The sequence below is a fragment of the Lysinibacillus telephonicus genome (assembly GCF_039654155.1).
Lineage (GTDB): Bacteria > Bacillota > Bacilli > Bacillales_A > Planococcaceae > Ureibacillus > Ureibacillus telephonicus.
This window is the reverse complement of record NZ_CP155468.1, coordinates 2473372-2498039: the sequence shown is the minus strand read 5'-3', so window position 1 is coordinate 2498039 and position 24668 is coordinate 2473372. Positions and strand designations below refer to the sequence as shown.

25 protein-coding genes are annotated in these 24668 nt (G+C 35.8%); 22 read left to right on the top strand and 3 right to left on the bottom strand.

What is annotated here, in order from left to right:
• The first annotated feature begins 23 nt into the window (after positions 1-23).
• The 9 genes from lpdA to MKY04_RS11845 all read left to right on the top strand — a co-directional run bounded on the left by lpdA (position 24) and on the right by MKY04_RS11845 (position 11745).
• Positions 24-1442, top strand: a complete 1419-nt coding sequence (lpdA, locus tag MKY04_RS11885) for a dihydrolipoyl dehydrogenase (RefSeq protein ID WP_346234427.1) — start codon at positions 24-26, stop codon at positions 1440-1442.
• A gap of 118 nt (positions 1443-1560) precedes the next feature.
• On the top strand, positions 1561-2571 hold the full coding sequence (locus tag MKY04_RS11880) for a thiamine pyrophosphate-dependent dehydrogenase E1 component subunit alpha (protein ID WP_346234426.1): 1011 nt from the start codon (positions 1561-1563) through the stop codon (positions 2569-2571).
• On the top strand, positions 2571-3554 hold the full coding sequence (locus tag MKY04_RS11875) for an alpha-ketoacid dehydrogenase subunit beta (protein WP_126295092.1): 984 nt from the start codon (positions 2571-2573) through the stop codon (positions 3552-3554). The genes MKY04_RS11880 and MKY04_RS11875 overlap by 1 nt, the downstream gene beginning before the upstream one ends.
• 19 nt (positions 3555-3573) lie before the next feature.
• Entirely contained in the window at positions 3574-4863 is a 1290-nt protein-coding gene (locus MKY04_RS11870; RefSeq protein ID WP_346234425.1) for a dihydrolipoamide acetyltransferase family protein, read from the top strand.
• Positions 4864-4982: 119 nt separating this feature from the next.
• Entirely contained in the window at positions 4983-6686 is a 1704-nt protein-coding gene (locus MKY04_RS11865) for a methylmalonyl-CoA mutase family protein (protein WP_126294073.1), read from the top strand.
• Positions 6683-8833, top strand: a complete 2151-nt coding sequence (gene scpA, locus MKY04_RS11860) for a methylmalonyl-CoA mutase (RefSeq protein ID WP_346234424.1) — start codon at positions 6683-6685, stop codon at positions 8831-8833. Before MKY04_RS11865 ends, scpA begins: the two co-directional genes overlap by 4 nt.
• A complete protein-coding gene (gene meaB / locus MKY04_RS11855; RefSeq protein ID WP_346234423.1) occupies positions 8833-9915 on the top strand; it encodes a methylmalonyl Co-A mutase-associated GTPase MeaB in 1083 nt (360 codons plus the stop codon). Before scpA ends, meaB begins: the two co-directional genes overlap by 1 nt.
• Before the next feature lie 131 nt (positions 9916-10046).
• Positions 10047-10487: a BrxA/BrxB family bacilliredoxin gene (locus tag MKY04_RS11850; protein WP_126294070.1), complete on the top strand. Its 441-nt coding sequence runs from the start codon at positions 10047-10049 to the stop codon at positions 10485-10487.
• A gap of 265 nt (positions 10488-10752) precedes the next feature.
• Complete coding sequence (locus MKY04_RS11845; RefSeq protein ID WP_126294069.1) at positions 10753-11745, top strand: aromatic acid exporter family protein; 993 nt, start codon at positions 10753-10755, stop codon at positions 11743-11745.
• A gap of 14 nt (positions 11746-11759) precedes the next feature.
• Here the strand turns inward: MKY04_RS11845 and prli42 are convergent, their stop codons facing one another.
• Positions 11760-11852 (bottom strand): stressosome-associated protein Prli42, encoded by a 93-nt coding sequence (gene prli42 / locus MKY04_RS11840; protein ID WP_153062698.1) that lies wholly within the window; start codon positions 11850-11852, stop codon positions 11760-11762.
• Between the two features lie 125 nt (positions 11853-11977).
• On the opposite strand from prli42, the gene mce reads away from it, so the two are divergent.
• The 5 genes from mce to MKY04_RS11815 all read left to right on the top strand — a co-directional run bounded on the left by mce (position 11978) and on the right by MKY04_RS11815 (position 16764).
• Complete coding sequence (gene mce / locus MKY04_RS11835; protein WP_126294068.1) at positions 11978-12391, top strand: methylmalonyl-CoA epimerase; 414 nt, start codon at positions 11978-11980, stop codon at positions 12389-12391.
• Between the two features lie 3 nt (positions 12392-12394).
• The gene (locus tag MKY04_RS11830) at positions 12395-13942 is read left to right on the top strand and encodes an acyl-CoA carboxylase subunit beta (RefSeq protein ID WP_126294067.1); all 1548 of its coding nucleotides are present in this window, start codon (positions 12395-12397) and stop codon (positions 13940-13942) included.
• Positions 13943-14117: 175 nt separating this feature from the next.
• Positions 14118-15077, top strand: a complete 960-nt coding sequence (locus MKY04_RS11825) for a hypothetical protein (RefSeq protein WP_346234422.1) — start codon at positions 14118-14120, stop codon at positions 15075-15077.
• A 68-nt stretch (positions 15078-15145) separates the two neighbouring features.
• Complete coding sequence (locus MKY04_RS11820; protein ID WP_346234421.1) at positions 15146-16258, top strand: M20/M25/M40 family metallo-hydrolase; 1113 nt, start codon at positions 15146-15148, stop codon at positions 16256-16258.
• 20 nt (positions 16259-16278) lie between these two features.
• The gene (locus MKY04_RS11815) at positions 16279-16764 is read left to right on the top strand and encodes a chemotaxis protein CheW (protein ID WP_126294064.1); all 486 of its coding nucleotides are present in this window, start codon (positions 16279-16281) and stop codon (positions 16762-16764) included.
• A gap of 85 nt (positions 16765-16849) precedes the next feature.
• Here MKY04_RS11815 and MKY04_RS11810 read toward each other — a convergent pair whose 3' ends face one another.
• On the bottom strand, positions 16850-17506 hold the full coding sequence (locus MKY04_RS11810; protein WP_126294063.1) for a VTT domain-containing protein: 657 nt from the start codon (positions 17504-17506) through the stop codon (positions 16850-16852).
• Between the two features lie 314 nt (positions 17507-17820).
• Here MKY04_RS11810 and MKY04_RS11805 point away from each other — a divergent pair, with 314 nt between their 5' ends.
• Genes MKY04_RS11805 through MKY04_RS11790 form a run of 4 tightly spaced genes read left to right on the top strand, consistent with a single transcriptional unit; the run spans position 17821 to position 19499 of the window.
• Entirely contained in the window at positions 17821-18180 is a 360-nt protein-coding gene (locus MKY04_RS11805) for a fluoride efflux transporter FluC (RefSeq protein ID WP_185807689.1), read from the top strand.
• Positions 18168-18512: a fluoride efflux transporter CrcB gene (gene crcB / locus MKY04_RS11800; RefSeq protein ID WP_126294061.1), complete on the top strand. Its 345-nt coding sequence runs from the start codon at positions 18168-18170 to the stop codon at positions 18510-18512. Before MKY04_RS11805 ends, crcB begins: the two co-directional genes overlap by 13 nt.
• Before the next feature lie 31 nt (positions 18513-18543).
• Complete coding sequence (locus tag MKY04_RS11795; protein ID WP_126294060.1) at positions 18544-19035, top strand: nucleoside 2-deoxyribosyltransferase; 492 nt, start codon at positions 18544-18546, stop codon at positions 19033-19035.
• Positions 19035-19499: a DUF4064 domain-containing protein gene (locus MKY04_RS11790; RefSeq protein ID WP_126294059.1), complete on the top strand. Its 465-nt coding sequence runs from the start codon at positions 19035-19037 to the stop codon at positions 19497-19499. Before MKY04_RS11795 ends, MKY04_RS11790 begins: the two co-directional genes overlap by 1 nt.
• Before the next feature lie 62 nt (positions 19500-19561).
• Here MKY04_RS11790 and MKY04_RS11785 read toward each other — a convergent pair whose 3' ends face one another.
• Complete coding sequence (locus tag MKY04_RS11785) at positions 19562-20077, bottom strand: methylated-DNA--[protein]-cysteine S-methyltransferase (protein ID WP_126294058.1); 516 nt, start codon at positions 20075-20077, stop codon at positions 19562-19564.
• 248 nt (positions 20078-20325) lie between these two features.
• Here MKY04_RS11785 and MKY04_RS11780 point away from each other — a divergent pair, with 248 nt between their 5' ends.
• From MKY04_RS11780 to MKY04_RS11765, 4 genes are all read left to right on the top strand, one after another.
• Entirely contained in the window at positions 20326-22233 is a 1908-nt protein-coding gene (locus MKY04_RS11780) for an FUSC family protein (protein WP_126294057.1), read from the top strand.
• Between the two features lie 168 nt (positions 22234-22401).
• Positions 22402-22830, top strand: a complete 429-nt coding sequence (locus MKY04_RS11775; RefSeq protein ID WP_126294056.1) for a MarR family winged helix-turn-helix transcriptional regulator — start codon at positions 22402-22404, stop codon at positions 22828-22830.
• Positions 22831-22954: 124 nt separating this feature from the next.
• Complete coding sequence (locus MKY04_RS11770) at positions 22955-23563, top strand: NADPH-dependent FMN reductase (protein WP_126294055.1); 609 nt, start codon at positions 22955-22957, stop codon at positions 23561-23563.
• Between the two features lie 538 nt (positions 23564-24101).
• The gene (locus MKY04_RS11765; RefSeq protein WP_126294054.1) at positions 24102-24668 is read left to right on the top strand and encodes a GNAT family N-acetyltransferase; all 567 of its coding nucleotides are present in this window, start codon (positions 24102-24104) and stop codon (positions 24666-24668) included.

Here is a 24668-nt window from a genome sequence, read left to right as displayed (position 1 = left end):
ATTATTTGTTAGGAGTGATTTGTTTGGCTCATGAATATGATCTGGTTATCCTTGGTGGTGGAACAGGAGGATATGTGGCTGCAATACGGGCCTCTCAACTAGGTTTAAAAACTGCAATTGTAGAAAAAGAAAAAATTGGTGGAACATGTTTGCATAAGGGCTGTATCCCAAGTAAAGCAATGCTTCGCAGTGCGGAAGTTTTTAGGCAATCAAAAAATGCACAACAGTTTGGAATTGATGTTTCAGATGTTAAAATAAATTTTTCAGCAATTCAAAACCGAAAACAAACTATTGTTGATCAGCTGCACAGCGGTGTGAAAAGTTTAATGAAAAAAGGGAAAATAGATGTTTACTATGGAACTGGCCGCATTTTAGGTCCATCTATTTTTTCACCAATGCCAGGCACCATTTCGGTTGAAATGGAAGGGTTGGAAAATGAGATGCTGCTTCCGAAAAATGTCATTATTGCTACTGGTTCAAGACCTCGCAATATTAATGGCATAGATGTTGACGGTGAAACAATCATGTTTTCCGATCATGCACTACAATTAGAAACATTACCGAAATCAATAATTATTGTTGGTGGTGGAGTAATTGGAATCGAATGGGCTTCCATGCTTGCAGATTTTGGTGTTGAAGTTACAGTTGTAGAATATGGAAATCGTATACTACCGACTGAAGACTTAGAAATCTCTAGTGAAATAGAGAAACTATTGAAAAACAGAGGAATAAATATTGTAACAAATGCCCAAATCACATCCGATTCAATTAAAATTGAAAATGGAATAACTGTATCGGCAACTGTCAATAATGAAGTACAGACTTTAGAAGCTGAAAAGATGCTAATTTCTATTGGTCGTGTTGGGAATATCGAAGGAATTGGTTTAGAAAATACTGAAATTGAAACTGATTCTAGCTTTATTAAAGTAAATGATGCTTATCAAACAAAAGAGAAACATATTTATGCAATTGGGGATGTAATAGGCGGCATGCAGCTTGCACACGTTGCTTCGCATGAAGGAATTGCGGCAGTGGAGCATATTGTTAATGGAAAAATATCTCACTTAAATAGTCAAAATATCGCTAGATGTATTTATAGTTATCCTGAAATTGCAAGTATTGGTTTGACAGAACAGCAAGCTACTGAATTAGGTCATGGGATAAAAGTAGGGAAGTTTCCATTCAAAGGAATAGGGAAAGCTTTAGTATATGGAAACTCCGAAGGATTTGTAAAAATTATTGCAAATAAAGATACAGATGACATAATAGGGGTTCATATGATTGGGCCTGATGTTACTAATATGATTTCTGAAGCAGCACTAGCAATGCTTTTAGATGCGACCCCATGGGAAATAGGAGAAACAATTCATCCTCATCCATCGTTAAGTGAAATAATTGGTGAAGCAGCATTGGCTGTAGATGGTCGAGCGATTCATATCTAAAGGTAAAAGTTTAATAGATGTTTATAAGGTTTACATGGCTGTTAAATAGTAATGAATTTTCCTCAATTTGAAAATCTAGTTAAGTTATAATGATAAAGGAATGAAAGGGGATGATTCTATGACTAACGAGAAGTTACATCATGAAGCATTAGGGTTGTCTAATGAAGAAGTTTTACAAATGTACGAAACAATGTTAACAGCGAGAAGGCTAGATGAGAGAATGTGGCTCTTGAATCGTGCAGGAAAAATTCCGTTTGTTATTTCTTGTCAAGGTCAAGAGGCAGCTCAAGTTGGTGCAGCATTTGCATTAGACAATACTAAGGACTATATTGCCCCATATTATCGAGATATGGGTGTAGTTTTACATTTCGGCATGACGCCAAGGGAATTAATGTTATCAGCATTTGCTAAAGCAGAGGATCCGAATTCTGGAGGACGTCAAATGCCTGGTCACTTTGGCCAAAAGAAAAATCGAATATTATCAGGTTCTTCACCGGTTGCGACTCAAGTACCGCACGCTGTTGGTGTGGCACTTGCTGGAAAAATGCAAAATAAAGATTATGTTTCTTTCGTAACACTTGGAGAGGGTTCTACCAACCAAGGTGATTTCCATGAAGGAGCTAATTTTGCAGGAGTTCATAATCTACCTGTCGTTATTATGGTAGAAAACAATCAATATGCTATTTCAGTACCTGTTGAACGCCAATTAGGCTGTGCAAAAGTATCTGATCGGGCAATTGGTTATGGAATGCCTGGGGTTACGGTAGATGGCAAAAATCCTCTTGAAGTGTATCGGGTTGTAAAAGAAGCAGTCGATCGTGCACGAAGAGGAGAGGGACCAAGTTTAATAGAAACCGTTACTTATCGTTTAACAGCACACTCATCAGATGATGATGACCGTCAATATCGAACAGCTGAAGATATCGCTGAAGGAAAAGCAAATGATCCAATCAAATTATTCGAGAAATACTTAATAGAAACAGGCGTTGCATCAGATGAAACAATTGTTGATATTAACAATAAAATTGCTGAAATTGTAAACGAGGCTACTGATTATGCAGAAAATGCCCCTTATGCAGCGCCAGAGCATGCATTGAATTTCGTGTATGAGAAAGGAGATGAAGCTTAATGGCAATTATCTCTTACATTGAAGCGATTAACTTAGCAATAAAAGAAGAAATGGAACGGGATGAAAACGTTTTTATTTTAGGTGAGGATGTTGGGAGAAAAGGCGGAGTGTTTAAAGCAACAGCTGGCCTATATGAGCAATTTGGTGAATATCGTGTTTTAGATACTCCACTTGCAGAAAGTGCAATAGCAGGTGTGGCAATTGGTGCTGCGATGGTAGGAATGCGTCCGATTGCAGAAATGCAATTTGCTGATTTTATCATGCCTGCAGTAAACCAAATTGTTTCTGAAGCCGCGAAAATGCGTTATCGTTCAAATAATGATTGGAACTGTCCAATAGTCGTGCGAGCTCCTTTCGGTGGAGGAATTCATGGCGCACTTTATCATTCTCAATCAGTGGAAGCATTATTTGCAGGAACACCAGGTTTGAAAATCGTCATTCCTTCTACACCATATGATGCAAAAGGATTATTAAAGGCGGCAATTCGAGATGAAGACCCAGTTTTATTCTTTGAACATAAGCGAGCTTACCGATTAATAAAAGGGGAAGTTCCTACAGATGACTATGTGTTGCCAATAGGAAAAGCGGATGTAAAACGCGAAGGAGATGATATTACAGTCATCACATATGGCTTAGCTGTCAATTTTGCAATACAAGCAGCAGAAAGAATTGCAGATGATGGGATTCAAGCACATATTTTAGATCTTCGTACAGTTTACCCGCTGGATAAAGAAGCAATTTGTGAAGCGGCAAGTAAGACAGGGAAAGTCTTACTAATCACGGAAGACAATAAGGAAGGAAGCATCATGAGTGAAGTTGCAGCAATTATCGCAGAACATTGTTTATTTGATCTTGATGCACCTATTCAACGTCTTGCGGGGCCAGATGTACCAGCAATGCCCTATGCACCGACTATGGAAAAATATTTCATGATAAATCCTGAAAAAATAGAGCGAGCAATGCGAGATTTAGCAGCGTTTTAATAAAGGAGGTTGAGGGAATATGCAGATTCAAAACATTTTGATGCCCCAGCTTGGTGAAAGCGTAACTGAAGGAACAATCGAAAAATGGCTCGTAAAACCCGGCGATAAAGTGAACAAATATGATCCGCTTGCTGAAGTTGTAACTGATAAAGTGAATGCGGAAATCCCATCTTCTTTTTCCGGAACAATTAAAGAACTGATTGCGAATGAAGGGGAAACTCTACCGGTTGGGGAAGTTGTATGCTCAATTGAAGTAGGGGAATTGCTTTCAGAAAAAACAAATATAAGCGAAGCCATTCGAAATGCAGGGGGCACTGATCCTCTTCCACAAGAAAGTGTTGAAGTTGTAATTGGTACACGTCAAAGTGAACCTCAGCAAAAACGACGGTATTCTCCAGCTGTTCTTAGACTCGCAAATGAGCACAATATCGATTTGCAGCTAGTAGAAGGAACTGGATTAGAAGGTAGAATAACGAGAAAAGATATTTTAAAACTAATTGAGTCTGGTATTCCACAAAGTAAAGCAACACCTGATACGAAGAATCCTAGTTCAGAAGTACAATCCAGCGAAATGGCGAATGAAAAGCCAACTGTTAAAAGTGCTATTGGCGATATCGAGATTCCAGTTACTGCTGTTCGTCGTGCAATCGCAAATAATATGGTTAGAAGCAAACATGAAGTTCCTCATGCTTGGATGATGATGGAAGTCGATGTTACTAATCTTGTAGCTTATCGTGATGACATTAAAAGAGAATTCAAAGAAAAAGAAGGATTTAACGTAACGTACTTTGCATTCTTTATTAAAGCAATTGCACGTGCGCTAAAAGAATTCCCGATGATGAATTCCGTTTGGGCAGGAGATAAAATTATCCAGAAGAAAGAAATTAATATTTCAATCGCAGTTGCGACAGAAGATGCTTTATTTGTTCCTGTTATTAAAAATGCTGATGAAAAATCCATTAAAGGGATTGCTAAAGAAATTCATGAGCTATCTATCCTTGCCCGTACTGGTAAATTAAAATCAGAACACATTCAAGGTGGAACATTTACGGTAAATAATACAGGTTCATTTGGTTCTGTACAATCAATGGGTATTATTAATTATCCTCAAGCTGCAATTGTTCAAGTGGAATCAATCGTGAAAAGACCGGTCATTATGAATGGCGGCATGTTCGCTGCTAGAGATATGGTAAACTTATGTCTATCTTTAGATCACCGAATTTTAGATGGATTGATTTGTGGGAAATTTCTAAATAGAGTGAAAGAAATTCTCGAAAACGTAAATAAAGAAACGATGTCAGTCTACTAAGAAGCTAGGAAGCCTTATGAAATAGGGCTTCCTTCTTTATTTTGTACTTTAATGGTAACGTTTTCTAAGGTAAAATATGAAGTATAAACAGTTAAAGGGGGAAGCTTTTAAGCGAGAATATGTCAAATAAAATGAAGGATATTCAGTTTCCGTCTGTCAATTATGACGATTGGAAAGAACAAGCAATAAAAGCTTTAAAGGGGAAACCGTTCGAAACACTTTTCTCGAAAACAATTGAAGGAGTTACATTAGAGCCACTTTATACTCAAGAAATGTTAGTTGAGAAGATGGGTGGACAACTGGAGAAACAAATTTCAACAATTCGTTCGTTGAAAATGTCAGCTACTTTCTTAGCTGCACAACAGATTTATGGAAAAACTCCAGAACAATTTTTTTCAAACATTCAAGATAGTTTAAATAGGGGAAATGATGTACTTACAATAGATAGTCGTATGCCATTTGAATGGAATGATGATAGTCTTAGTCAATTGGTGAACTACATATCTGAAAATTCGTTCAAATTTTATGTGCAAAATGAAAATGACTCGCTATTAAAGGTTTTTAACAAAATTGATGACAGCAACAAACAAAAGATAAATGGCTTTATTATTTCGGAAACTCCAGTAACTTTAGAAGGATTTGAAAAGGTTCGTACTTATTCAGCTAATACAGTTACTTACCATAATGATGGAGCAAATGCTATTCAAGAGCTGGCAATCGCCCTGGCATTAGCAGCGAAATATGCCCAGCTAGAAGAGAACTTTGAAGACTTTACAAAAAAATATTTCGTAAATTTTGCAGTAGATACACAATTTTTCTCGGAAATTGCAAAGCTTCGTGCTTTTAAAGTATTATGGAAAGCGTTTTCATCGGCGTATGGTTTTAACAACCCATCTGCAATCCCGGTATTTGCTGAAACATCTCTGCGCAGTTTCTCAAAATTAGATGTTTATGTAAATCTATTGCGTGCAGGAAATGAAGCTTTTGCAGCACTGATTGGCGGGGCTGATTTAATAACGGTTCACCCACATGATGTATTATCTGAACCTACTGAACAATCCATTCGAATTGCACGGAATGTTTTGCTGGTATTAAAAGAAGAATCATTTGTTGCAGATGTGCTGGACCCTTCAGGAGGTTCATATTTTATTGAATCATTAACAGCAGAATATGTAGAGAAAGCTTGGCAATTGTTTATTGAAATAGAGGATGCAGGTGGAATTGATGCATTTTCTCAATCAGGTAAATTACAAGCAGCAATTGAGGAAGTTTATAATAGTCGATTAAAGGCTGTCGAAACAAGAAAACACTCATTAATCGGTACAAATATTTACGCAAACCCAGTCGACGAACTTCCACTTGCAACGAATCCACAGCATTCACAAATAAAGCGATTAGCTATTCCGTTTGAGAATCTGCGCGAAAAATATAATGAAGTTCAACCTAGCATTGCAATTTTAACTATCGGAAAATTGAAGAATTTTAAAGCCCGTGCAGATTTCGTCGCAGGATTCTTTGCAACTGCGGGAATTATCCTTAAACAATCGGGTGAAATTGAAACTATTGAAGATGCAATTGGATGGCTAAAACAAGTTAATTACGATTATGTGATTGTGGCGGGAAATGATGAAGATACGAAATCGTTAATTCCTTCTATACTAGCTCAAAAACCTAAAAACTTAATTTTAGATGTAGCTGGCAAGTTTAAAGAAGAAGAAACAGAATGGTTAAATAGCGGCTTAAACGGCTTTATTTTTGCCGGCCAAAATTTAATTGTAAAGCTTAAAGAGGTTTTGGAAAGCTTGAAGGGGGTTCAACGATGAGTAAACCAAATTTTAATTCCGTTGCTATTGAAAAAGTTTTGCTAGATGAAAAGTTGCAGCCAAACCGTTCTTTTTTAACAAATGAAGGAATTGAAGTTAGTGAATTTTATACGAAAGAAGACATACAAGGTGCAAATCATTTAAATGACGTTGCTGGAATTGCCCCAAATACCCGTGGACCATATCCAACGATGTATGTTGTCCGTCCTTGGACAGTTCGTCAATATGCAGGGTTTTCAACTGCAGAAGAATCAAATGCATTTTATCGCAGAAATTTAGCAATGGGTCAAAAAGGGTTATCTGTAGCATTTGACCTAGCTACTCATCGCGGCTATGATTCTGATCATCCACGAGTCAAGGGGGATGTAGGGAAAGCAGGAGTTGCTATTGATTCGATAGAGGATATGAAAATTTTATTTAATGGCATCCCACTAGATCAAATGTCCGTTTCGATGACAATGAATGGTGCAGTATTACCTATTATGGCATTCTATATTGTTGCCGCAGAAGAACAAGGTGTTTCGCCAGACAAATTAGCGGGTACAATCCAAAATGATATTTTAAAAGAATACATGGTGCGCAATACGTACATTTATCCTCCTGAAATGTCCATGAAAATAATTGCGGATATTTTTGAATATACGAGTAAATTTATGCCGAAATTTAATTCCATTTCTATTTCTGGGTACCATATTCAAGAGGCTGGAGCAACGAATGATATTGAACTAGCCTATACGTTGGCAGACGGGCTTGAATATGTTCGAACAGGTTTAAAAGCTGGTATTGATATAGATTCGTTTGCACCTCGTTTGTCCTTCTTCTGGGCAATTGGAATGAATTACTACATGGAAGTAGCTAAAATGCGTGCTGCACGGCGTATTTGGGCGCAAATGATGAGTACGTTTAATCCGAAAAATCCGAAATCACTTGCGCTGCGTACACACTCACAAACGTCAGGGTGGTCATTAACAGAGCAGGATCCATTCAACAACGTGACAAGAACTTTAATTGAAGCGAACGCAGCAGCAATGGGTCATACTCAATCTTTGCATACAAATGCTCTTGATGAAGCAATTGCACTGCCAACAGACTTCTCTGCACGTATTGCTCGTAACACACAATTATTCCTGCAGGAAGAAACGGGTATGACAAAGGTAATTGATCCATGGGGCGGCTCATATTACATTGAAAAATTAACTGAGGAGCTTACAAATAAAGCATGGACTTTAATCGAAGAAATCGAATCACTTGGCGGCATGGCCAAGGCAATTGAAACAGGTTTACCGAAGATGAAAGTCGAGGAATCTGCTGCAAAACGTCAGGCTAAAATTGACTCTAAAACAGAAACAATTGTTGGTGTAAATAAATATTTGCTGGATGTTGAAGAGCCTATTGATATTTTAGATATCGACAATACGATAGTTCGCCAAAATCAAATTGAACGATTAGAAAAGTTAAGAGCAACACGCAATGAAGAAGAGGTTCAAAAGCATTTATCCCGCTTAACCCATGCTGCCGAAACGGGTGAACAGAATTTGTTGGCGGTTGCAATTGATGCTGCCCGTGCACGTGCTTCAATAGGCGAGATTTCAGATGCAATCGAAAAAGTTTCTGGACGCCACAAAGCGATAATCCGTTCGATTTCAGGTGTCTATTCTTCAAATTTCTCAGACGATGAATTAATCTCTGAAGTAAAACAGATGACTGAGGAATTTTTAGAAAATGAAGGTCGCCGCCCACGTATTTTAGTTGCAAAAATGGGTCAAGATGGGCACGATCGTGGTGCTAAAGTAGTTGCTACAGGATATGCCGATTTAGGATTCGATGTTGATATTTCTCCATTGTTTATGACACCAGAAGAAGCAGCTCAAATGGCAGTGGAAAATGACGTACACTGTGTAGGAGTGTCTTCACTTGCTGCAGGTCACAAAACATTAGTGCCGGAACTTGTAGCTGAGCTGAAAAGATTAGGCAGAGAGGATATTATCGTAATTGTTGGTGGGGTAATTCCAGCTCAAGATTACCAATTCCTATATGAGGCTGGGGCGGTTGCAATCTTTGGTCCTGGAAGCGTGATACCTGTTTCAGCAATGAAAATTATCGAGGAAATTTACAAACGTTTAGGCTATGAGGAAGTGTCTGAATAATGGAGGAGCAAAACAAAGGTATAAATAATAGTTCTCTTAACGTGATGGCAGGTGTTGAAGGTGGTCATGACGGACTAAATCCTATTACACCTAAAAAGTTTCGTAAAAAAAAACAACAGGCTATAGATATTAAAAAATTAGCTTGTGAGGTGCGCGAAAGCTTACGCACTTCCTTGTCAAAAGCCATTACGCTTATCGAAAGCGCTAGCAGCGAGCATAAAGAACAGGCACAGCAACTGTTACAGGAGTTGCTGCCTTATACTGGCAATAGTATTCGCATTGGGATAACAGGTGTACCGGGTGCGGGGAAAAGCTCATTTATCGAAGCCTTTGGTACACTTCTTTGTAATATGGGAAAAAAGGTTGCAGTACTTGCAATTGACCCAAGTTCTTCTTTATCAGGTGGAAGTATTTTAGGGGATAAGACCCGCATGGAAGAATTAAGCCGCAACAAAAATGCCTTTGTAAGACCATCTCCAAGCGCAGGTACTCTCGGTGGTGTGCATAAAAAAACACGAGAAACAATGCTGCTTTGTGAGGCTGCTGGATATGATGTCATTTTAATCGAAACAGTTGGGGTAGGACAAAGTGAAACTTACGTTCGCGGAATGGTTGATTTTTTCCTCTTACTTGTCCTAACAGGTGCAGGGGACGAGCTGCAAGGAATGAAAAAAGGGATTATGGAATTGGCAGATGGCATTATCGTACATAAAAGTGATGGTGATAATGTTCGCAAAGCACAAAAAACTGTTCGTGAATATAAGCAAATTTTACATTTCCTTCAACCTTCAACACCGGGCTGGATGAGTAGAGCTATCCCTGTATCATCCCTTCAAAAAACAGGTTTAACAGAAGTATGGGACATGATCTGTGAATTTGAAACAAGTATTAAAAAATCATCTTACTGGGATATAAGACGTCTTGAACAGACGAAAGAATGGTTCCATTCAATGATTACAGATCATTTAATCGATTCTTTTTTTAATGATGCTAGTAAAAAAACGAAGGTTAAATCAATTGAAAGTGCGATTTTGCAAGGTGAAATAACCGTTACACAAGGAGTAAATAAGTTGTTTTATTAAAGTGGGGATTTCTTTTACATTGATTAATAGTTAAAGCAATCCTGTTTTAAGGAAAGTTGAAACTTAAGCTTTTAAGTCATTAAAATTTGTCTCTTTGTGATAAAATGGGTATTTGAAAGGAGCGATAAATTATGAATATGGATTTCGATTTATTTATGGAAGAAATTAAAAGAACGGCACGTGCTGAAATGGAAGCTGCAGGTTATGAGCAATTACGCACTCCTGAAGAGGTAGAGGAAGCCTTTGCACGTCCTGGTACAACTTTAGTTATGGTGAACTCAGTATGTGGATGTGCAGGTGGTATTGCAAGACCAGCAGCAGCAAACGCTATTCATTATGATAAACGACCAGATCATTTAGTGACAGTTTTTGCAGGTCAAGATAAAGAAGCAACTGCAGCAGCTCGTCATTTCTTCGGAGACAATCATATTCCTTCTTCACCTTCCTTTGTATTATTAAAGGATGGAAAAGTTGTAGCAGATATCGGACGACATGAAATTGAAGGTCATGATCCAATGTCTGTTATTACAAATCTACAAGCAAACTTTGAAGAATATTGTGAAGAAGTGTAATACACACCAATAATTGAACACGTCCTTAGTGCTTTATCGCTCTAGGGACATGTTCGTTTTTTACAAAATAATTTAGAAATCATAAAGTTTTTTAGTAATATCTAGCACAAGCTACTCTGTTCTTCATGGTAATTTACATCTCTTTGGCGAAAGCTGGAAAAGCTTCGCGTTAATTCGAGTCTATAGATTAGGTTTCACTCGGTGTATTTATTAACAGATGAACAGCTAAAGAGCTCTTGCGCTTTTCCTAAAGGAGGAAGTCGATATAAAAAAGTTTAAAATCGGCTATCGAACAATAAAAACAGCTGTCGGGGCTGGCTTAGCAATTGTAATCGCAGAATATTTCAACCTGCAATTCTTTTCCTCAGCAGCTATTCTAACAATTCTTTGCGTTCAAACAACGAAGAAAAAATCTTTGCATGCTGTTTATACAAGGCTTGTAGCAAGTATCATTGGAATGGCTTTTTCATTTATTGCTTTAGAATTTTTTGGATATAATCCTCTAGTATTAGCGCTAATGATTTTAGTTTTTATTCCGACAATTGTGTCTCTTGGTGTAGCGGCAGGTTTTGTATCAAGTGTAGTTATTATTATGCATATCTATTCAGAAGCAAATTTTACTTACGATTTACTTCTTAATGAGTTAGGATTAATGGCTATAGGTTTTGGAACAGCTCTTGCTGTTAATATGTACATGGGTGATTTTCAAAAGGAAATGGATCAATATTTGGAGCAAATTGAGGAGTTATACCGCTCGATATTTTCAGAAATTGTCAAATATTTGCGCAATGGAGATGCCTCATGGGATGGAAAAGAGATTATACTCGCAGCTGAATTATTAAATAAAGCAAAGTCTCTAGCGTATAAAGATGTAGAAAATCATTTCACTAGAAAAGAAAATCTCTATTATTTGTACTTTGATATGCGCGAAAAGCAGCTGGAAATTATCGAGAGGGTTTTGCCTAAAATTACAACATTACCTGTTATGGTACAGCAAGCAAGTTTAGTTGCCGACTTTATGCAGGAATTATCAGAAAATGTGCATTCTGGCAATACGGCTAAACACTTTAGAGAGAAGCTGGAAACTGTAAAAGAAGTGTTTGCTAAAATGCCGTTGCCTGAAACGCATGAAAAATTTTTAGCGATGGCATCCTTATATCAATTTATTGAGGAAATGGATGAATATTTAATGATTAAACAATCGTTTAAAGGATTGAAAAGTAAAGATAAAAAGAAAAAGATTACAGACAAGCTGTAATCATAAAAAGCGTATTAGAAGAATGATAGACCGAATGCTAAAGTTGAGATTACCATAATTGCGATCATACAATAAACTACTATCTTTTGGAATTTTTTATTACTCATATTCTCGTTCTCTCCTTCTTTTCTTAAACTAAGTTTATCAAATTTGAAAATTTTCTCAAGTGCATAGCTTATTGTTTTTAAATTCGTTACAATATATATGTACTATAACAGAAGGGGTGTTATGATTGGAGAAAGTGGATCATATTGGTATTGCAGTAAAAAACCTAGATGAACGAATTTCATATTATACGGAAACATTGGGCTTGAAATTACTGAAAATTGAAGAAGTTCCTTCTCAAAATGTTCGAGTAGCTTTTATAGATGCAGGAAATGTGAAATTTGAGCTGCTAGAGCCGACTAGTGAAGAAAGTGCAATTTATAAGCATATCGAGAAACGCGGGGAAGGAATACAACATATAGCATTTGGGGTTACTGGTATTCGAGAAAGAATGAAGGAATTACGCGATAAAGGTATACGTATTCTTTCGGACGAACCAAATCCAGGTGCAGGAGGCGCTGAAGTAGCTTTCTTACACCCGAAGGATTCTTTTGGTGTTTTATATGAATTATGTGATAAAAGCGGCAAAGGGGATATGTAAATAATGGATATGTTCGATAAAATTAATGAGATGTATGATTTGAAACGTGAAATTGAGCTTGGCGGGGGAGACAAACGTATCGAGAAACAGCACGAGAAGGGGAAATTAACTGCTCGTGAACGAATTGATTTATTGTTGGATGAAGGAACTTTTGTTGAAATTAATCCTTTTATTACACATAGAACTACCGATTTCGGAATGGACAAGCAAATTGGACCAGGCGATGGAGTTGTAACTGGCTTTGGTAAAGTAAATGGACGCAATGTCTATTTATTTGCTCAGGACTTCACAGTTTTTGGCGGTGCTTTAGGTGAAATGCATGCAAAAAAAATCGCTGCAGTAATGGATTTGGCTGCGAAAAATGGAACTCCTTTTATCGGTATTAACGATTCAGGTGGTGCACGTATTCAAGAAGGGGTATTATCATTAGACGGATATGGGCATATTTTTTATCGTAATGCAATATATTCAGGTGTTATTCCACAAATCTCGGTTATTATGGGTCCTTGTGCAGGTGGAGCTGTTTATTCACCAGCCATTACAGATTTCATCTTAATGGTAGATAAAACATCCCAAATGTTCATTACTGGACCGAAAGTTATAGAAACAGTGACAGGTGAAAAAATTTCTTCTGAAGATTTAGGTGGTTCTAAAGTACATAATTCAATTAGTGGAAATGCCCATTTCCGCGCGCCATCTGAAGAAGAATCTATTGAACAAATTAAAAGATTGCTAAGCTATTTACCACAAAGCAATAAAGAAAAAGCGCCTAAACTTCCTCGTCCTGAAGGGGATGATTATCGTCCTGATATTATCGACTTCGTACCAATTGAACCTACTAAACCATACGATGTTCGTAATGTAGTAGAACAAGTAGTAGACGAAGGATCTTTCATGGAAGTACATTCTGAATTTGCGAAAAATGTTGTAGTTGGGTTTGCGCGTATTGCAGGGGAATCCGTTGGTTTAGTCTGTAATCAACCAAAGGCGCTGGCTGGTGGGTTGGATATCGATTCATCTGATAAAGCATCAAGATTTATCCGTACATGTGATGCATTTAATATTCCAATTATTACGTTTGAGGACGTTTCTGGCTTTTTCCCAGGCGTAAAACAAGAACATGGCGGCATTATACGTCATGGAGCGAAAATTTTATACGCATATTCAGAAGCAACTGTTCCAAAAATTACAGTTATTCTTCGTAAAGCATATGGTGGTGCATACGTTGCATTAAATTCAAAGGCCATTGGAGCTGATTTAGTCTTTGCATGGCCAAATGCAGAAATTGCAGTAATGGGAGCAGCAGGAGCAGCAAATATTATTTTTGCCAATGAAATTGCGAAATCTGAAGATCCAGAAAGTACACGTGCTGCGAAGATTGAAGAATATAAAGAAAAATTCGCAAATCCATATGTTGCTGCATCTCGAGGAATGGTTGACGATGTAATTGATCCGCGCGATACACGTATCAAGCTAATACAAGCTTTAGATATGCTGGCAAATAAAGAAGAATCACGACCAAACAAAAAACACGGTAACATCCCTCTATAAGAAAAGAGCAAGTGCTATGCTTAACAATAGGTCATCTAAATTTTATTTTCTACAAATAACGAGTTGTCCAAAAAAATGGACGACTCTTTTTTGTATGTAGGGAAATTTATAGTTTACCAGTTATTTGAAACTATTTAACACTGTAACCGTAATAAAATTAAGGGAGGAATGGAATATGGATTGGGAACGATTACAAGTAGAACAAGAAAGTATTTATTTGCAGTTAAAAAAACTAGAAAAACTTAAGGTGAAGGAAAAAACATTAACAGATCAGATCTTAAAAACTGAGCGTGAGATTAAAGAATATACTGAACAATTACAAAGTAAAAAAGAAAAACTTCAATATTTGGATAGTTTTTCATTTATCAACCTGTATCGAAATTGGACTGGAAAACAGGATGAGCTTCGGGAAGAAGAAAGTAATAAGGCGGTAGCTCTTGAATTAAAATTAAATGAAGCCAAGCTTATGAATCAAGACTTATCCAATGATTTGGAGTATACAAAACAGGAACTAAGCCAGTTGAATGAACAAAAATTAAAACAGCAGCTTGAAATGGTAATTATTAAAAAAGAACTATGGTTAAAAGAAAATCAACCAGAAAAAGCCTTCGAGCTCCAAGGGCTTATGGATGCTGAATTGAACTGTAGAAATTTACTAATTGAAATAGAGGAAGCGAAGTCAGCTGGAGAGATTGCACTTAATAAATTGTATAACGCACAAGATTCTTTGAATTCTGCAAGTTCTTATTCTACATGGGATACATTTTTTGGTGGTGGTTTCATTGCAACACATCTAAAACACGAAAAATTGGATGAATCAGAAAACAATATTCATCATGCACAAATTGCTCTACAAAGATTTAAAAATGAATTATTAGATATAGAACAACTAGATGCAAAGAATTTACAAGTGAACACGGATGGATTTGTAAAATTCGCAGATTACTTTTTCGATGATATTTTTTCAGCCTGGTCAATTCATTCCAAAATATCTACATCTAAAGATCAAATAACAAGGGTAATTGGAGATGTAAGAAATACGCTTATGAAATTAAAGAAAAAGCAGGAAATTATTGAAAAAGAACAATCCGCTATAAAAGCTAAAAAGGATGAGATTTTGCATATAATAAAGTAGTTTGGTTGTTTTCACTAAAACGGAAGCGTAAAATAAGTAAATATCAAGCATGATAAGGAGTTTTTAGTATGAACAGCCGTTTAGTAAATGAATTTTTAGAATTAGTTCAAATTGATTCAGAAACAAAGCATGAAGAAGTGATTGCACCGATTTTGATTAAAAAATTAGAGGAAATGGGCTTTGATGTTTTTCAAGATGATGCCCATACACGTAACGGTCACGGTGCAGGAAATATTATTGCTACATTAAAAGGTACTAAGAATGTTGAACCAATTTATTTCACGGTTCATATGGATACAGTAGTACCGGGTGTTGGCATCAAGCCTGAAATACGAGAAGATGGCTACATTTATTCAGATGGCACAACAATATTAGGTGCAGATGATAAAGCAGGAATGGCTGCTTTATTTGAAATGGCGCGACGTTTAAAGGAACAAAATATTAAGCATGGAACAATCCAATTTATTATTACTGCCGGTGAAGAAAGTGGCTTAGCTGGTGCAAAGGAACTTGATTCAAGCAAAATTATTGCTAAATATGGATTTGCAGTAGACAGTGATGGAAAAGTTGGCGGCATTGTAACAGCAGCACCATTCCAAGCAAAAATTGAAACGAAAATTTTCGGTAAGACAGCACATGCAGGTGTTGCTCCTGAAAAGGGAATATCAGCGATTACGTTAGCTTCAAAAGCAATTGCTAAAATGAATTTAGGTAGAATTGATGAAGAAACTACAGCTAATATTGGCCGCTTTGAGGGCGGTAAAGCAACAAATATTGTTTGTGATGAAGTCTATATTTTAGCTGAGGCTCGTTCAATCAAGAAGGAAAAATTAGATGCACAAACTGCACATATGAAAGAAATGTTTGAACTAGTAGCACAAGATTTAGGCGGTAGAGCTGAAGTCGATGTAAAATTAATGTATCCTGGATTTTCAGTAACAGAGTCTGACCGAGTAGTACAAGTTGCCATGGAAGCAGCGCGTAATGTCGGACGCGAACCGCTGTTGGGTATTTCAGGAGGCGGTAGTGATGCAAATGTAATTGCAGGATTCGGAATACCGACTGTAAATTTATCTGTAGGTTATGAGGAAATTCATACTACAAAAGAACGAATGCCGATTGAAGAATTAGAAAAATTAGCCGATTTATTAGTTGAGGTAGTAAAATGCTCAGCTAAATAAACTAAGCAGGGGTGAAATGAATGGCATTTGATAAAACAGTCATATTTCGTTGTGGTAATGAGGAATACGCAGTACCAGTAGAGCAAGTAGTATCAATTGAAAAGCTTGGTCACATAACTCCTATCCCACATTTACCAAATTATTTACTTGGATTTACTAGAATCCGTAAAGAGTTAATTCCTATCATTGACTTCAACCGCATCCTTTATAATAATGCAGTTGATGGAGAGCAGTCCCGAATTATCGTACTAAATACGGATGTTGTAAATTATGGTTTAGTAGTAAATGAGGCGAAGGAAATATTGAATTTTACAGAAAGCGAAATTCAGCAAGTTGGGCTCGTTAACTACTCAAAAACTCGCTACTTTACAGCAGTAGCAAACTTAGAAAATCGCGTCATTACTTGTGTTGATCCTAAAATTTTAGTAAATTCTTTAGATGGAATAAAAGAAATTATTGAGTATTTACATAAAATGCTGGAGGATGAAAACAACGTAAACGCATAAAAAAAGAAGCTATTTGGAAAATGCTAATTATCCGATTAGCTTCTTTTTTTCTGTATAATATTTTTAACTAACATTCTGCAATTCGTTAATTGCTTTTTGTAATGGAGGCATTTTTCTTTTTAAGGTGCGTAAAAAAACCATAAATGGTTGGAATGAACATAATGACAGTAATCAATGAAAGTGTAAACAATAAGTTGTTTTCAACCCATGGTAAATTCCCGAGGGCGAAGCCAGTACCTAACCATACAGTTGTCCAAATAAGAGCACCAATGGAATTATAACTTACAAAATTACGATATGGATGGTTTGTAAAGCCTGCAACAAAAGGTGTTAAAGTACGCATTAATGGAATAAATCTTGAAAATGTAAGCGCGATTTTATCATATTCAATTAAAAAATCACTTGCTTTCTCTATAGCTGATTGCGGGATAAGCTTCATAATGTTTTTAGATGAAAATTTATTCACTAATCGTCCTATTAAGTAATTATTGCTATCTGCTAAAGTAGTTGCAATGAAAAATAAAATAAACAAGAAAAATACATTTAATTTATCCAATGCGGCAATAGTGCCACTTGCAAAAACGAGGGAATCTCCAGGTAAAAAGGTAAATACCACAAAACCTGTTTTTCCAAAGACAATTAAGAATAGTAACAAGTATATATACATACCATATTTGTTTATGTAAGTGTACAGCTCGGAATCAAGCATACGCAATAATTCAAACAGCTCAGATATATCCATAAAGCTTAACCCCAATCTATCCAATCTACCCCATAGTTTACTAAAATAAGTGCATGAATTAAAATAATTAACTTATCGTAAAATTTTTAGCAATATTGAAACTTTCCCTTTGATTGATTCGTATTGATATTGCGAACAACAAATTTAAGTTATGTTTACATAAGCCATCAATTTTTAAATATATTACCACCTTTTGTCAGCTAGTAAACAAGGAATTTAGTTGACTTCATGGATAACTAAATATTTTTGAATAGGTATTAATTGTATTTTATAATGTAAAAGATATTAAAAAGGTTATATTGATGGTGACTATTATGACAAATTGGTTGCAAGTATTTATAGGAGGTATGGTTGGAGCGATTTTGCGTTTTACGGTGCAAACTTTAACATCTACTTCTATTATGCTATGGGTTGTAAATATTTTAGGCAGCTTTATATTAGGAAGTTTAAATGGTTATTTTGAGAAAAAAGAAAGTACTTATAAACTATTTTTTACAACGGGTTTGTTAGGTGCATTTACAACATTCTCGACTTTTTCTCAAAACTGGTTTTTATTTTTGCGAGATAATGTAATATTTGGAATCGTTTATGGAATTGCCATGACAGCTGTGAGTTTTATAGCTGCTTTTATTGGATATTTCCTGAATCGAGGTAAAAGTCTATGGAATGGTTAATGGTAGCTGTTGGAGGCGGAGTTGGTGCTTCCTTAAGGTATGGTGTCCAGCAAGTAATCTCTAAAACCCGGCTTGCATCCTATTGGGCAACTGTAATCGTAAATCTGTTAGGATCATTTTTCTTAGGTATTGCAAGTCAAGCTGCATTAGAACAATGGAATGTTATTTCATTTTTAACGATTGGTGTATTAGGTGCATTTACAACTTTTTCAACTTTTTCTTTTGATTTTGTTAAATTGATAGATGATAAGCAATGGTTGAAAGCAACTATTTATAGCATTGCTAATTTGATCGGCGGCTTAGCTTTATTTTGGATTGGATGGCTACTATAGTAGTTTAATACATAAAAAAGGCGGTTTTAATATGAAGGCATATTTAGCAAACGGTTTATTTTCAATAGGGGATCGTTTATTAAATGAGTTATTAGCAAAGGAATTGCGAAGTGCAATTCCTACGCTAGATTTATATGTACCACAGGAAAATGATGCGATTAATGACAAGCAGGCATTTGCTAATAGTTTAGCGATTGCAGATGCAGATATGGAAAAACTGCGAGACAGCGATGTGTTAGTTGCTGTTCTTGATGGAATAGAAATTGATTCTGGTGTTGCAGCAGAAATTGGAGTATTTTCTACTTACAATCGTCCAATTATTGCTTTATTTTCAGATGTCCGACAGCTTGGACGTGACAATCAACAAAAAATTAATGCATTGATTGAAGATGGAACAGAAAATCAATTCATTTATCGCAATTTGTTTGTTGTTGGTATTATTAAACGCAATGGAGTGATTGTCAGCACAATTGAAGATGTAATTGAAAATGTGAAAAAATACATTAACAAGGAGGAAGTATAATGATAAAAAGAACAGCGGAAAAAGTATTAGGCATTATTTCTGTCGTACTAAATTTATTATCAATCGGGATGATCGTATTAATGATTTTTGGCAGTAATTTACTTGTGAATGATCCGCTATTTGAAAGTGAAATCGAACGGTCGATGTATGGTACAGGATTGACAGATGCTGAAATACAAGAAGGTGTGACTTTTACGCAAGATTTCATTATGATTATAAGTAATCTCGGTTGGATATTTGTAGTGTTTGGTGTGATTAGTATTATATTAGCTATTGTGGGCGCTGTTAAAGTAAATGGTAACCCAAAATTGGCTGGTATCCTGTTTATTATCGGTGCTGTTACATCAGGAGTAGTTTCATTACCAGGTATTTTATTAATTATCGCGGGAATTTTATGCTTTGCTAGAAAACCAAAAATAGCAGCGCCTATTCAACAAACAGACGAAAATGGATATATCGTATAACTAAAAAAAGCTGTCCAGAGTATAAAAATTTCTGGACAGCTTTTTTACTTGTAAACTTTATTTCATACTTTGTACTGTATACCTTCATGATTCAATAATTTTTCTTTCACATCAAGCCCACCGCTATATCCTGTTAATGTTCCGTTTTTGCCAATAACGCGATGACAAGGGATTGCAATAGATACAGGATTTGCACCGATAGCCGTACCAACAGCCCGAACAGCATTTGGCTTTCCAATTTCATATGCAATATCTGAATAGCATTTTGTTTGCCCAAAAGGAATATCGCATAAAGCTTCCCAAACTCTCTTTTGAAATGCGGTGCCGTTTATATCAAAGGAAAAGGTAAACTGCTTTCTTTTACCCTCGAAATATTCTATTAGTTCCTTTTCATAAGGTATTAACTTCTCTTTATCTTCTATTATTTCACAATGTGGAAATTGCTTATTACAGAATTGTACTAATTCTTCAAAGGATGAATGATGCATCCCGATAAAACAAAGTCCTTTAGTTGTCGCAGCTAAATACACTTTCCAATCTTTATATAGAAGCAATGATGAATAAATGAGCTGTCCCATATAATTTCCCCCCATTTTCTATATTTTATCATTAAAAAGTTAATTTTTAACATGTTTTTCTACTTGTTAAAATTGTATATTAAAATAGTGTTATAATAAAAATAAATACATAGAAAATCTTGCGGTTCTATAATAGCTATTTAACGGTATAAGAGCAATTTCATTTTCCTAATTTTCTTGTTTATGGTTAAAGGGTATAGGGGAATATGGAATTAGCTTCTTTATTTATGTTTTAAGGAGAGAATTTAATGGGGGAAACAACAAAATTATCAACTATCTTAATGGAAGCAATTAAAGTAAATAAAAAGCCATTCCCCTGGTTAAAAGCATTTAAGGCAGGGGTAGCAGCAGGGCTTCCGGTCTTTATTGGTATTTTATTTGATAATCTCCAATACGGTTTGATTGCAGGGTTAGGAGGCTTTGCTTTTCTATATACTTTTCCTATCCCGTATGCCCAATTAGCAAAAAAGTTAACATGGGTAGTTCTTGCGATTACTGCATGTGTATTTTTAGGTACAATCGCAGCTCCGTATCCAATCGCTGCGGCAATTTTAATGGGGGTGATTGGTGCCACGGCCACATTTGTTTTTGGAGCTTTTAGGTTAATTGGTCCTTCAGCACTTTTCTTCGTACTAATCTTTGCTATGACAACTGGTATGCCGATTGCACCAGAGGAAGCCTTTATTAGAGCGGGATTAGCATTTCTTGGTGGAGTTTTTTCTTGGTTGCTTGCTATGAGTGGTTGGTTTTTTAAGCCACACGCTTCAGAAAAAAATATTGTTAAAAGATCCTATATTGAACTAGCCAATTTTATCGACTCAATTGGAACTGACAAAGAAATTGAGTTTCAGTACCGCGTCATGGCCACATTGAAGGAAGCAGAACAAACACTTGTATCTGGGTATATCCCTTGGAGAACAACTAATTTTTATCATCACTTATATGTTTTATATAATTATTCAAATAAACTATTTTTACAGGTTGTGGAACATTTTATCAATCAGCCAAAAATCCCTCCAGAAATAGGAGAATCTTTAAGAATTATCGCTCGAATTTTAGATTCAAAATCAATTCAAGATGCAGCTATTATTCAGTTGCCCCAACCAAATGATATGGATGAAAAGACAGCACTACTTTATAAGGAAATTACTGAAGCAAAGGATAGTCTATTAAAATCTAATAATGATATTAAAGAACAAGTTCATATCGTATCTCCTTCAGTTAAACGAGTAATATTGGGGGAGTTTGATAAAAATTCAATTATTTTTATCAATTCATTAAGGTTTGGAGCCTTTACAATTTTGGCAGCAATTATTGCCTATGAGTTTCACTTTGCCCGCTCGTTTTGGATACCTCTTTCCTGTGTAGCGGTTATGTCAGGAGCAACTGCTGTAGCAACATTTCATCGCGCTATTCAACGAAGTTTTGGAACAATTTTTGGAATTATTATTGCGAGTCTAATTCTCGTACTCCATCCAACTGGCTATACAATCGCTTTATTAATTTTCCTCTTAACTTTCATAACAGAACTGTTCATTGTAAAAAATTATGGTCTAGCTGCGTTATTCTTTACACCAAATTCTTTAATAATGGCCGAAGTTGCATCGGTAAATAATTATTCGTTTTCTTATTTTGCATCAGCGCGGATTATTGATGTTGCAATTGGAGTGATAATTGGTTTAATTGGAGTTTGGTTTGTTGGTCGAAAATCTGCTTCCAGCAGGCTGCCACATTTAACTTCCAAAACAATACGAAGCCAGGCTCAAGTATTATACGCGCTATTTTCAAATGAAACTTATAGTAAATCCAATAAATTTAATAAAATGAAAACGAACATAAATAACTTAAAAACTGTATATGATACGGCGGTTGGTGAAATTCCTAAAGATAAAAGTGCAATAAAATATTATTGGCCGATTATTTATACCATCCAGGAGTTGGAATTTTTATTAGACAAATGCTCGAGGTTGAAAAAGCGACCTGTATTAGATGACGAAGTACTTGCAAAATATTTATTAGTTTTTGAATCAATCGCAAATGCATCAGAACATAGAAGTCATACATCAGTAAAGGAAATTCCTAAAATAGAAGGGTATCCACGTATCAAAGATACAATTGAAAGGTTACAAAAAAGCATTCTTAGTAAAAATGACTAGATATAGGAATGTATTGATTCATCTCTAAATTTTTTGAGATGAATCTTTTTTTAATTTTTGTACAAATTAGAAAGTAATGATATTTGACTTCATTAAAATCATATGATATATTTTATCTCGAAATAAAGATATTTAGTTTCGAGGTATTAGCTGGGAGGAGACAGTGATATGTCTTTAGAAAATAGAAAGCTCAAAGCCTTCACAGTATTACTTCGTTCTGCACAATCAGTTCAAGAAGCAACAAAAAAAGATTTTGCAAACTATAGCCTAAACCAAACTGAATTTGCAGTTTTAGATTTGTTGTATCATAAGGGCGATCAGCCAATTCAAGTAATAGGCAAGAAAATATTAATTGCTAGCAGCAGTATCACCTATGTTGTTGATAAACTTGAGGAGAAGGGATATGTCTCAAGAAAAGCATGTCCAACTGATCGGCGAATTACCTATGCTAGTATTACAGAGTTAGGTAAACAATTAATGAATCAAATTTTTCCTGAACATGTAAAGAAGATTGAAGAACTTTTTGAAGTTTTAACTGATGAAGAGACTGATAACATGATTTACCTATTGAAGAAGGTTGGTTTTAATTCAAAGTAAATATAAAGTATTCATATAATCTAAGTTTATGATTATTCTATTACACTTTTAGATTGAATATTTTACGACTTTGAAGGAAAAAGTAATATTGTTGTAAAAGTTCTTTAATATGGAGGACAATTTAATGGGTTTTTTTAGTAAAGTTTTTGGAAGTAATAATAAAAAAACTAATAAAGATGGAGGGAAAGAAATGTTAAAAATCGGTATCATTTTAGGGAGCACACGTGAAGGAAGAGTAAGTCCGCAAGTGGGACAATGGGTAAAACAAATAGCAGATAAACGCGGGGACGCAACCTATGAAATTATAGACATCGCAGATTTTAAATTACCATTCCTAGGTGAACCTGGTGGGGATGCATCGGGAGTTTCAGGATGGTCATCTAAAATTAACGAATGTGATGGTTTTGTATTTATTGTACAAGAATATAATCACTCGATTACAGGTGCATTAAAAAATGCATTAGATTTTCTGCGTGAGGAATGGAACAATAAAGCTGCTGGTATCGTAAGTTATGGATCTGTTGGTGGTGCTCGTGCAGCTGAACATTTACGTGGAATTTGTGGTGAGCTTCTTATAGCCGACGTTCGTGTTCACCCTGCATTGTCCTTATTCACAGATTTTGAAAATGGTATAGATTTTAAACCAAAAGAAGTACAAACACAATCTGTAAATGATATGCTGGATCAAGTTATTTCTTGGAGTACGGCATTAAAAACAGTACGCAACAAATAATACAAAAAAGACTGGCACAAAACAAAAACGTCATTTTTCTTCATAGGAAAAAAGACGTTTTTTTGACACCAAGAAAATTGATTTCCGTTCCGGGGACGCGCATTCAGAGATGGCCCAGAGCCTCCTCGGGCCAACACGATGTTGATCACGAAGCCGTTGCCACATGGATGTGGCGCTCCTAGGCATGTTCCTTGAATGCTCCTGCGGGGTCTCGAGTCACCGGCTGTTCCTGCAGGAAGCTTTGTACCTGACGCTTCTCTTTCGGTACAGAACAACATTGCTCTGTAGCGAAAGGCGCAGCTGACAGCTATACTCGCCCTTCACTCCTATCAATTTTCAAAAGTTATCCCGATTCTTATTAATAATATAAGCGAATTCTTTCAAAAAGTTCACTTATGTCCCCGTCTCTTTATTCGTCTTGTTTTCTTTAATTAACGACTTTTTTAAGTATTTATAAAATTCCCTCATTTTTAAATTTAACGGTGTAGTTAATTTTGGTAATATTAGTATAAAAAATAATATTGCTAGGGGAGTTATTATGGAACAGTTGCAAAATCATATTGTTACGTTAAAGCCGATGGAAATAGAAGATGTAGAGGGCATTTTTACTGCCGCTTGCTATAAAGAAATATGGACACATATGTCAATCGTTGTTCAAAGCAAGGAAGATATTATGAATTATGTCCAAGATGCATTAAGAGCAAAGAGAGCAGGTAGTGAATTTCCTTTTGTTATTATAGATTCAACAACAAATCAAATTATTGGTTCTACCAAATTAATGGATATACATAAAAATCATAAAAGGGGAGAAATCGGCTTTACTTGGCTTACTCCCAGTTATTGGAGAACAGCTGTAAATACAAATTGCAAGTATTTATTATTAACCTACTGTTTTGAAGTGTTGGGCTGGCAGAGAGTACAGATTAAAACGGACCATGAAAATTTCCGTTCACAAAAAGCAATTGAAAGAATTGGGGCAACAAAAGAAGGAATTCTTCGTCATCATATGATAAGAAAAGATGGTTCAACAAGACATACGGTAATGTATAGCATTACAATTGAAGAATGGCCTGGCGTTAAAAAACATATAGAAGGTTTATTATAA

Excerpts from the sequence above, each read along its gene's own strand:
- crcB (WP_126294061.1), top strand. The coding sequence starts at position 18,168 with ATGGAATGGTTAATGGTAGCTGTTGGAGGCGGAGTTGGTGCTTCCTTA.
- MKY04_RS11780 (WP_126294057.1), top strand. The coding sequence starts at position 20,326 with ATGGGGGAAACAACAAAATTATCAACTATCTTAATGGAAGCAATTAAA.
- MKY04_RS11765 (WP_126294054.1), top strand. The coding sequence starts at position 24,102 with ATGGAACAGTTGCAAAATCATATTGTTACGTTAAAGCCGATGGAAATA.
- meaB (WP_346234423.1), top strand. The coding sequence starts at position 8,833 with ATGGAGGAGCAAAACAAAGGTATAAATAATAGTTCTCTTAACGTGATG.
- MKY04_RS11790 (WP_126294059.1), top strand. The coding sequence starts at position 19,035 with ATGATAAAAAGAACAGCGGAAAAAGTATTAGGCATTATTTCTGTCGTA.
- MKY04_RS11775 (WP_126294056.1), top strand. The coding sequence starts at position 22,402 with ATGTCTTTAGAAAATAGAAAGCTCAAAGCCTTCACAGTATTACTTCGT.
- MKY04_RS11820 (WP_346234421.1), top strand. The coding sequence starts at position 15,146 with ATGAACAGCCGTTTAGTAAATGAATTTTTAGAATTAGTTCAAATTGAT.
- MKY04_RS11770 (WP_126294055.1), top strand. The coding sequence starts at position 22,955 with ATGGGTTTTTTTAGTAAAGTTTTTGGAAGTAATAATAAAAAAACTAAT.
- MKY04_RS11815 (WP_126294064.1), top strand. The coding sequence starts at position 16,279 with ATGGCATTTGATAAAACAGTCATATTTCGTTGTGGTAATGAGGAATAC.
- MKY04_RS11870 (WP_346234425.1), top strand. The coding sequence starts at position 3,574 with ATGCAGATTCAAAACATTTTGATGCCCCAGCTTGGTGAAAGCGTAACT.
- MKY04_RS11805 (WP_185807689.1), top strand. The coding sequence starts at position 17,821 with ATGACAAATTGGTTGCAAGTATTTATAGGAGGTATGGTTGGAGCGATT.
- MKY04_RS11850 (WP_126294070.1), top strand. The coding sequence starts at position 10,047 with ATGAATATGGATTTCGATTTATTTATGGAAGAAATTAAAAGAACGGCA.
- MKY04_RS11880 (WP_346234426.1), top strand. The coding sequence starts at position 1,561 with ATGACTAACGAGAAGTTACATCATGAAGCATTAGGGTTGTCTAATGAA.
- MKY04_RS11785 (WP_126294058.1), bottom strand. The coding sequence starts at position 20,077 with ATGGGACAGCTCATTTATTCATCATTGCTTCTATATAAAGATTGGAAA.
- MKY04_RS11830 (WP_126294067.1), top strand. The coding sequence starts at position 12,395 with ATGGATATGTTCGATAAAATTAATGAGATGTATGATTTGAAACGTGAA.
- MKY04_RS11875 (WP_126295092.1), top strand. The coding sequence starts at position 2,571 with ATGGCAATTATCTCTTACATTGAAGCGATTAACTTAGCAATAAAAGAA.
- MKY04_RS11810 (WP_126294063.1), bottom strand. The coding sequence starts at position 17,506 with ATGGATATATCTGAGCTGTTTGAATTATTGCGTATGCTTGATTCCGAG.
- MKY04_RS11865 (WP_126294073.1), top strand. The coding sequence starts at position 4,983 with ATGTCAAATAAAATGAAGGATATTCAGTTTCCGTCTGTCAATTATGAC.
- prli42 (WP_153062698.1), bottom strand. The coding sequence starts at position 11,852 with ATGAGTAATAAAAAATTCCAAAAGATAGTAGTTTATTGTATGATCGCA.
- MKY04_RS11795 (WP_126294060.1), top strand. The coding sequence starts at position 18,544 with ATGAAGGCATATTTAGCAAACGGTTTATTTTCAATAGGGGATCGTTTA.
- scpA (WP_346234424.1), top strand. The coding sequence starts at position 6,683 with ATGAGTAAACCAAATTTTAATTCCGTTGCTATTGAAAAAGTTTTGCTA.
- MKY04_RS11825 (WP_346234422.1), top strand. The coding sequence starts at position 14,118 with ATGGATTGGGAACGATTACAAGTAGAACAAGAAAGTATTTATTTGCAG.